General features: G+C 73.8%; 9 protein-coding genes. 3 read left to right on the top strand and 6 right to left on the bottom strand.

Annotation, left to right across the window (positions count from 1 at the left end):
* Positions 1-162 precede the first annotated feature (162 nt).
* The 6 genes from WBN91_RS29750 to WBN91_RS29725 form a co-directional block, all read right to left on the bottom strand.
* On the bottom strand, positions 163-741 hold the full coding sequence (locus WBN91_RS29750) for a TIGR03086 family metal-binding protein (RefSeq protein WP_337727611.1): 579 nt from the start codon (positions 739-741) through the stop codon (positions 163-165).
* Positions 738-1,769: a sigma-70 family RNA polymerase sigma factor gene (locus WBN91_RS29745; RefSeq protein WP_337727610.1), complete on the bottom strand. Its 1,032-nt coding sequence runs from the start codon at positions 1,767-1,769 to the stop codon at positions 738-740. The genes WBN91_RS29750 and WBN91_RS29745 overlap by 4 nt, the downstream gene beginning before the upstream one ends.
* The gene (locus tag WBN91_RS29740) at positions 1,766-2,206 is read right to left on the bottom strand and encodes a TIGR03618 family F420-dependent PPOX class oxidoreductase (RefSeq protein ID WP_337727609.1); all 441 of its coding nucleotides are present in this window, start codon (positions 2,204-2,206) and stop codon (positions 1,766-1,768) included. Before WBN91_RS29740 ends, WBN91_RS29745 begins: the two co-directional genes overlap by 4 nt.
* 99 nt (positions 2,207-2,305) lie before the next feature.
* Entirely contained in the window at positions 2,306-3,247 is a 942-nt protein-coding gene (locus WBN91_RS29735; RefSeq protein ID WP_337727608.1) for an LLM class F420-dependent oxidoreductase, read from the bottom strand.
* Positions 3,248-3,367: 120 nt separating this feature from the next.
* Positions 3,368-3,607: a GNAT family N-acetyltransferase gene (locus tag WBN91_RS29730; protein WP_337727607.1), complete on the bottom strand. Its 240-nt coding sequence runs from the start codon at positions 3,605-3,607 to the stop codon at positions 3,368-3,370.
* Positions 3,608-3,746: 139 nt separating this feature from the next.
* Positions 3,747-4,583, bottom strand: coding sequence for a helix-turn-helix domain-containing protein (locus WBN91_RS29725; RefSeq protein WP_337727606.1), 837 nt, complete (start codon positions 4,581-4,583; stop codon positions 3,747-3,749).
* Between the two features lie 128 nt (positions 4,584-4,711).
* On the opposite strand from WBN91_RS29725, the gene WBN91_RS29720 reads away from it, so the two are divergent.
* The 3 genes from WBN91_RS29720 to WBN91_RS29710 are packed head-to-tail and all read left to right on the top strand — an operon-like array spanning position 4,712 to position 7,171.
* Positions 4,712-5,950, top strand: coding sequence for an MFS transporter (locus WBN91_RS29720; RefSeq protein WP_337727605.1), 1,239 nt, complete (start codon positions 4,712-4,714; stop codon positions 5,948-5,950).
* Positions 5,951-6,008: 58 nt separating this feature from the next.
* Positions 6,009-6,818, top strand: coding sequence for an indole-3-glycerol phosphate synthase TrpC (trpC, locus tag WBN91_RS29715; RefSeq protein ID WP_337727604.1), 810 nt, complete (start codon positions 6,009-6,011; stop codon positions 6,816-6,818).
* A complete protein-coding gene (locus tag WBN91_RS29710) occupies positions 6,815-7,171 on the top strand; it encodes a hypothetical protein (protein WP_337729417.1) in 357 nt (118 codons plus the stop codon). The genes trpC and WBN91_RS29710 overlap by 4 nt, the downstream gene beginning before the upstream one ends.
* Positions 7,172-7,178: the final 7 nt, after the last annotated feature.

Genomic DNA, 7,178 nt, shown 5'->3' with positions numbered 1-7,178 from the left:
CAACAACACCGACGCCTCGGTCACATCCAGGACGGCGCCATCGGCAGCACGGCGCAGAGCGCGTCGCATGGCCGCCGGAGTCGGAGTCGTCGCCACGAAGTTCATAGACGTATGACCGGTGACGAGGCGAAAAGGGTGCGGCCTCGGCGGAATTCGTCGCCGTCAAGCAGGATCGCGGCCCAGCAGGGCGAGCACACGGTCCCCGGGAGGGGCCGACGCGGGCACCGGCACGGGCGGGGCGAACCTGCCGGTGCCCGCCACCAAGGGCAGCAACTCCAGCACCGTCGCCGCCAACGCGTCGGGCAGGGGTCGGTCGTGGCCGCAGGCGCGGGCCACGTCCCAGCCGTGCACCGCCACCTCCACCGTGCCCACGGCGGTCAGCACCCCGGTGGGCAGCCGGCGGTCCGCGACGTCGACCACGGGGTCGACGCGCGGGGAGAGGCACGCGGCGAGCAGGCGGCGGGCGCGCGACCCCACCGCGGCGAGCAGTTCGCTCGCGGGCACCGGTTCGGTGCGGGCGCGGGGGACGATGTCGACGTGCCCGGTCGTGATGCCCTCGTGCAGCGCGGTCAGCGAGTCGTCCACGTGGCGCAGCAACGCTTCCAGGTCCCAGGCGGTGCACGGGGTGGGGCTGTCCAGCGGGACCGTTCGGGCGTGGTCGAGGCAGGACAGGGCGTAGCACAGCGCGTCGACCAGCGACGCGCGCCCCGACCGCGCCGTCGGGACGACCGGCGAGTTCACCGGGCGCCCGGCACGGGACCGCCCGGCGCGGTGGGCGGGAACCCGAAGCAGGACACCAGGTCCGGGTCGCCGAACGAGTGGATCCGGGTGATGCCGGCGCGGCCGGCAGTCAGCACGACGACGCCGTACGCGTGGTGGACGCCGTCCTCGCCGCGCCGGTACGCGACCGCGGCGGGCTGGCCGTTGGCGCGGGTGGGGAACATGCGCCAGTCGCCGGGAGCGCCCAGCACCTGGTCGGCCAGGAAGGGCAGGCACGTGGACAGGCCCGCGAACCACGTCGTCGTGGGGGTCGCCTCCAGCGCCGCGTCCTCGCTCAGGAGCCGTTGCAGACCTGCCGTGTCGGCGTTCTCGAAGGCGGTGATGTACCGGTCCAGCAACGAACGCAGGTGCGGTTCGTCGGGCTCGTCGACGTCGTCGGCGGCCGGCGCGACCTCCGCCAACCGGGCACGCGCCCGCCGCAGGGTGCTCTTGACCCCGGCCACCGTCGTGCCGAGCAGGTCGGCGACCTCGGCGGCGGACCACGCCAGCACGTCGCGCAGGATCAGCACCGCGCGCTGCCGCCCCGGCAGGTACTGGAGGCTCGCCACGAGCGCCAGCCGCAGGCTCTCGCGGGAGGCGACGATGGCCGCCGGGTCCGCCGACTCGCGGGACAGCGGCGCGTCCGGGAACGGTTGCAGCCACCGGACCTCCGGCCCCGCCGGCACCACCGGCGCGGCCGGGTCCTCGGCGGGACCACCCAGTCCGGACGGCAGCATGCGCCGCTCCTGGTTCTCCAGCGCGGTCAGGCACACGTTGGTCGCGATGCGGTACAGCCAGGCGCGCACCGACGACCGGCCCTCGAAACCGTCGTAGAACCGCCAGGCGCGCAGGTAGGTCTCCTGCACGAGGTCCTCGGCGTCGTCCACCGAACCGAGCATGTGGTAGCAGTGCGCGAGCAACTCCCGGCGGAACCGCTCGGTGCTGCGGACGAACTCCCCGGTGTCGGGCAGCTCCGCCGGTGGTCGCGCGAGGAGGTCCCTGCGGCTCATCGCGGTGCGACGTCCTCCCACTCGGGCGGCGCCAGGTCCAGGGCGTTGACCTTCACGACGGTCAGCGTCACCGCCGACCGCGTGTCGCCCTCGCCGTCGAACATCCGGAAGTCGGGGATGCCGTACTTGGGCGCGATCCGCCGTTCCAGGACCAGGTCCGGGTCGGGTGCGAGACGCGCCTCCGCCCTGATCTCCAGGGTGCGGAACTGGTTGCGCGGATCGAGGATGAACAGCGTGACGCGCGGGTTGGCCCGCATGTTCCTGGTCTTCTGGCGGTTGTCCAGCAACCACAGCTTGAGCCGGTCGTCGACCGCGTCGTAGTAGAACCACGTCGCGGTGACCTGCGGCCGACCGTCCTCCCCGACGGTCGCGAGCACGGCGGTCTGCACGTCCAGCAGATCGCGGTGCGTTTCCGGAACCATGCCGATCCCGACCATGACCACTCCCCCTGACTCCGGTGCCCGATGCTAACCGGGTCCGCCGGCACGGGAACTCCCTTGTCCGGGGCCTCTTCCCGTGCCGGGCGGACGCCGCTGTCACGCGATGAACTCGTCGGCGAACCGCTTGACGCTGTCCAGGGCCACCGTGTCCGGGAAGCTGATCACCAGCTCCTGCACGCCGGCGGCCTCGTAGGCGGCGATGCGCTCGCGGATGGTGTCGACCGTGCCGATCAGCCCGTAGTCGCCGATGTCGCCGGGGAACACCGCCGGCGCCCACTGCGGGATGCGGGACCTGGCCTCGGCCTCGTCGTCGGCGATGACGCAGTGGGTCTGCACCGTGCGGTGGATGGCGTCGTAGTCGCGGCCGACCTCCGCGCAGTGCTTCTTCAGCACCGCGAACTTGCGCTCCAGCTCCGCCGGGGTGTCGGTGACGTTGCAGGCGTCGGCGTACTGCGCGACGATCTTGAGCGTCACCTTCTCGCCACCGCCGGCCACGAGCAGCGGGATGTGCGGTCGCTGGACGCCCTTGGGCTGGTTGATCGCGCCGCGCACCTGGTAGTACCGGCCCTCGAAGGTGGCCTCCTCCTCGGTCCACAGGGCGAGGATGACCTGCACGGCCTCACGCAGTTGGCGCAGCCGCTCCGAGGAGTCCGGGAACGGGTAGCCGTAGCTGGTGAACTCCGGCTCGTAGTAGCCCGACCCGATGCCGAACGTGTAGCGCCCACCCGCCATCACGTCGACCGTCGAGGCCATCTTCGCCTGGAGCGCCGGGTTGCGGTAGCCGTTGCACGTCACCAGCTGCCCGATGCGGACCCGCCGGGTCTCCCGCGTCAGCGCGGCCACCGTGGTCCAGCACTCGAACATCATCTCCTGCGAGGGCATGGCGGTCATGAAGTGGTCGGCCACCCACAACGTGTCGTACCCGGCGTCGTCCACCGCGCGGGCGACCCGGACCATCGCGTCGAACGCCTCCACGGGGTCCGAGCGGCCCGCGAGTTCGAACACGAATCCCTGGGGCAGGAAGACGCTGAATTTCATGGTGGCTCTCATTCGGTGTCGTGCGGCGCGGACGTGCTCCGCTCCGCGACTGCGGGGTGCGGCCGGCCAACCGACCGCTATCAAGACCGCGGCCACCGCCCGGAGGGAGCGAATCGCAGGTCAGAGCCCTGCGGCCAGCCGGCGGTCACCCACTCGTCCGGACACCCCGCCGCAGTCGGCTTGCAGCAGGTTCGGCGACACCGCGAACCCCTGCCGCTCGTAGGCGCGCAGAGCGCGCTCGGACGAGTGGACCGTGACCCGCTCCAGCCCGAGTTCGGCGGCCAAGCGCAGGATCGCTTCGATCAGCCGGCCGCCGAGCCCACCGTCGCGGGCCTCCGGCACCACGTACAGGCACTGCACGCGGCCGGGTGGCCCTGCTCGGCCACCCAACGCCATCGCAGCCCGGCGACGGCCTCGAACTCGGCGGGACGGGCGGGGCGGATCTCGATCGTCGTCACGCCCCCATCCTGGCCTCGGGACGTGGTGCTCGACGCCGACGTCAGGAGATCGAGCGCAGCCTGCCGTGGGACTGGCGGTGGAGGCGGTCGACGGCTTCGGCTGTCTGGTCGTCGGCCGGGAGGAAGACCACGAGTTGCTGCGCGTCCTCGGCCAGTTCGAGGGTCTCGCGGATCAGGCGGAGCTGCCGGCCGCTGGGGTGGTTGAGGCGCAGGACGCCGCGGCGGGGCACGACGTGGCGGTTCAGGCGGCGGGTGAACTCGTCGCCCGCCACCGGGGTCAGTTCCGCCGTGAGCCACTCCAGGTTCTCCAGCGACGGCGCTCGCCACAGGTCGAAGGCCTGCTCGTCGGCGATGTCGTCCCAGTCCACGAAGAACGACCGCGACCGCGGGTCGGTGAACACGTAGTGGTTGAGGTTGGGGTGCGGCGCGTCGAGCAGGCCGGTGCCGCTGGTCACCGACTGGAAGGCGTCGGTGTGGGCCAGCACGTCACCCAACCGGTTGGTGACGATGGCCAGGCCGGGCTCCAGCAGGTGCAGCGTGCGCAGCGCCGCCGGGCGCACGCGGCGGGTCGGCGGCACCGGGCGGATGTGCACCGAGCACTCGTCGCCGGTGATCTTGGCCAGGTAGCGCAGGTGGTTGCGCTCCGAGGCGTCCAGGCACAGCGCGTCGGCCAGGGCGTTGACGACCTCCGGCGACGGGTTGCGGTCGCGGCCCTGCTCGATGCGGGTCAGGTACTCCACGCTGATGCCCGCCCGCGTGGCCAGGTCCAGGCGGCGCAGGCCGGGTGAGCGGCGGCGGCCGTGGTCGGGCAGGCCCAGTGCGTGCGGTTGGGTGCTGTCGCGCTTCGCCCGGATGAAACTCCCCAGTGGCGTCCCCACGTCCGCCACGGTACCGGGCCGTCCCTCGCGCGCGCACCACACGATCGGGTGGCCGGAGGGTGGCCCTGCGAGGGCTAGCCTGAGCACGGCCTGGCTCTCGACCGCCGCGGGGCTTGATCGTGATGAGCATGGAAAACACGTCGACGCGGCGTTCCGGTCAGGCGTTGCTGGTGTGGGGGCTGCTCGTGGTGGCGGCGAACCTGCGCGCGAGCCTCACCGGCGTCGGGCCGCTGCTCGACCAGGTGCAGGCCGACCTGGGTCTGGCCCCGGCCGTGGCGGGCCTGCTCAACACCCTGCCGTTGCTGGCGTTCGTGGTGCTCTCGCCGCTGGTGCCCCGGCTGGCCGCCCGCTGGGGCGCGGAACGGCTGCTCGGCGGCGCCATGATCGTGCTGACACTGGGCATCGCGGTCCGCTGGGTCCCGGCACCGGTCGGGCTGTTCGGCGGCACGGTGCTGATCGGCGCGGGCATCGCCGTGGGCAATGTGCTGTTGCCGGCCCTGATCAAGCGCGATTTCCCCACCAAGGTGGGCATGTTGACCAGCGCCTACGCCACGGTGATGGGCGGTGTGGCCGCGGTCGCCTCCGGTGTGGCGGTCCCGATCAGCCAGGTCGCCCCCGGCGGGTGGTACACCGCGTTGGGCGGCTGGGTGTTCTTCGCGCTGATCGCCGTCCTGCTGTGGATCCCGCAGATGCGGGCGCCGCGGCGGGAGGCGCAGGCCGTGCGCGGGCAGCACCGGCTGCCGTGGGGTTCTGGGCTGGCATGGGCGGTCACGGCGTTCATGGGGTTGCAGTCGCTGGGCTTCTACGTCGTGGTGACGTGGTTGCCACAGGTCTTCCAGGACAACGGCGTGAGCCCGGCCGCGGCGGGGTGGCTGTTGTTCCTGTTCCAGCTGGTGGCCGTGGGGACGAGCCTCGCGGTGCCGGCCGCGCTGCGGTGGGCGCGCGACCAGCGCGCGCTGGCGGCGATCTGCTCGGCGGTCATGCTCGTGGGCTACCTCGGGCTCGTCGTCGCACCGGGGTGGGCGTTGCTGTGGAGCGTCGTCCTCGGGCTGGGCGGCGGGGCGTGCCTGGTGCTGGCGCTGGCGTTCATCAGCCTGCGCGCCGAGAACCCGGGCGCGGCCGGCGCGCTGTCGGCGATGTCGCAGTCCATCGGCTACCTGCTGGCCGCCGTCGGGCCGGTGGTCTTCGGCCTGCTGCACACGGTGAGCCACGGGTGGGAGGTGCCGCTGGTGCTGATGGTCGTGGCCGCGGCGGCCCAGACCGTCGTCGCCCTGGTGGCCGGCCGGGGCACCGTGCACGCCGCCGGGCAGGCTCCCGCGCCCGTCCCGGCACCCGCACCGGAGCGGGCACCGTCGTCCGGGCACTGAAGTCCCACCCCGGTGGGAGGAACCGGGGACGCCACGAACGCTGGGGGAGGCGTTTCAGGTGAGCTTGCTGACCGAGATCGTCGAAGGCGTGCGCACGGACCTGCGTGCGCGCAAGGCCGACGTCAGCCCGGCGGCGCTGCGCCGCCAGGCCGAGGCACGTGGGCCGCGGATGGCGCCGGAGGCCGTCGAGACCGCGCTGCGCGGCCCCGACGGCGTCCGGCTGATCGCGGAGGTGAAGCGCGCCAGCCCGTCCGCCGGACGGCTCGCGGCCATCGACCGTCCGGGCGCGCTGGCGGCGCAGTACGCGGCCGGGGGCGCGGCGGCGATCAGCGTCCTGACCGAGCCGAGGCACTTCGGCGGCTCGCTCGACGACCTGCGCGAGGTGCGCGGTTCGGTGACCGTGCCGTTGCTGCGCAAGGACTTCGTGGTGGACCCCTACCAGCTGGCCGAGGCCGCCGCCACGGGAGCCGACCTGGTCCTGCTGATCGTCGCGGCGCTGACCGAGCCGCAACTGGGGTCCCTGCTGCGCGAGGCCGGCGACCACGGGCTGGCCGTGCTGGTCGAAGCGCACACCGCCGCCGAGGTGGACGCGGCGCTGGCCGCCGGCGCCCGGATCGTCGGGGTCAACGCCCGCGACCTGGCCACGTTCCGGGTCGACCGGGAGGCGTTCCCGCGCCTAGTCGCCCCGGTGCCGGCAGACGTGGTGACCGTCGCCGAGTCTGGTGTGCGGGGGCCGGACGACGTCCGGGCGTACGCCGAGGCCGGGGCCGACGCGGTCCTGGTCGGCTCGGCGCTGGTCACCGACGCGCGCCCGGCCGACGCGGTGGCCGCGATGCTGGCGGCGGGACGCCGGGGGAATCGGGCGTGATCCGCCTCGCGGACCACCTCGCGGTGGTCGCCGCCCTCGTGCCTGCGGCGGGCTCCACCCGGCTTGCGCCCGCGGTGATCGCCGCCCCCGCGCCCGCGGCCGACACCACCCGGCTTGCGCCAGCAGTGGCCGCCGCGCCCCTGCCCGCGCTGGCCGCCGCCCCCGCGCCCGCGGCGGGCTGCACCCGGCTTGTGCCCGTGCGCTCCTTACCCTGCGCCGGGTTCGTGCCTGCCGGGACCGCGCGGCTGGCGGCGCGGTCCCGGCAGGGGTGGGCGCGGTCCGGTCGGCCGGGGTCGGCGCGGTTCACGACCCGGCTGGCGGACCGCGCCCCGATCGTGCGGGGACCGCGCTGATGGCGCT

The organism is Saccharothrix sp. CCNWYY140, from assembly GCF_037401995.1.
Classification (GTDB): Bacteria; Actinomycetota; Actinomycetes; order Mycobacteriales; family Pseudonocardiaceae; genus Actinosynnema.
This window is presented reverse-complemented; position numbering and strand designations above follow the sequence as displayed.

Bases quoted from the DNA above. Each gene is read 5' to 3' on its own strand.
- WBN91_RS29745 (WP_337727610.1), bottom strand. From the start codon at position 1,769: ATGAGCCGCAGGGACCTCCTCGCGCGACCACCGGCGGAGCTGCCCGAC.
- WBN91_RS29740 (WP_337727609.1), bottom strand. From the start codon at position 2,206: ATGGTCGGGATCGGCATGGTTCCGGAAACGCACCGCGATCTGCTGGAC.
- WBN91_RS29735 (WP_337727608.1), bottom strand. From the start codon at position 3,247: ATGAAATTCAGCGTCTTCCTGCCCCAGGGATTCGTGTTCGAACTCGCG.
- WBN91_RS29720 (WP_337727605.1), top strand. From the start codon at position 4,712: ATGGAAAACACGTCGACGCGGCGTTCCGGTCAGGCGTTGCTGGTGTGG.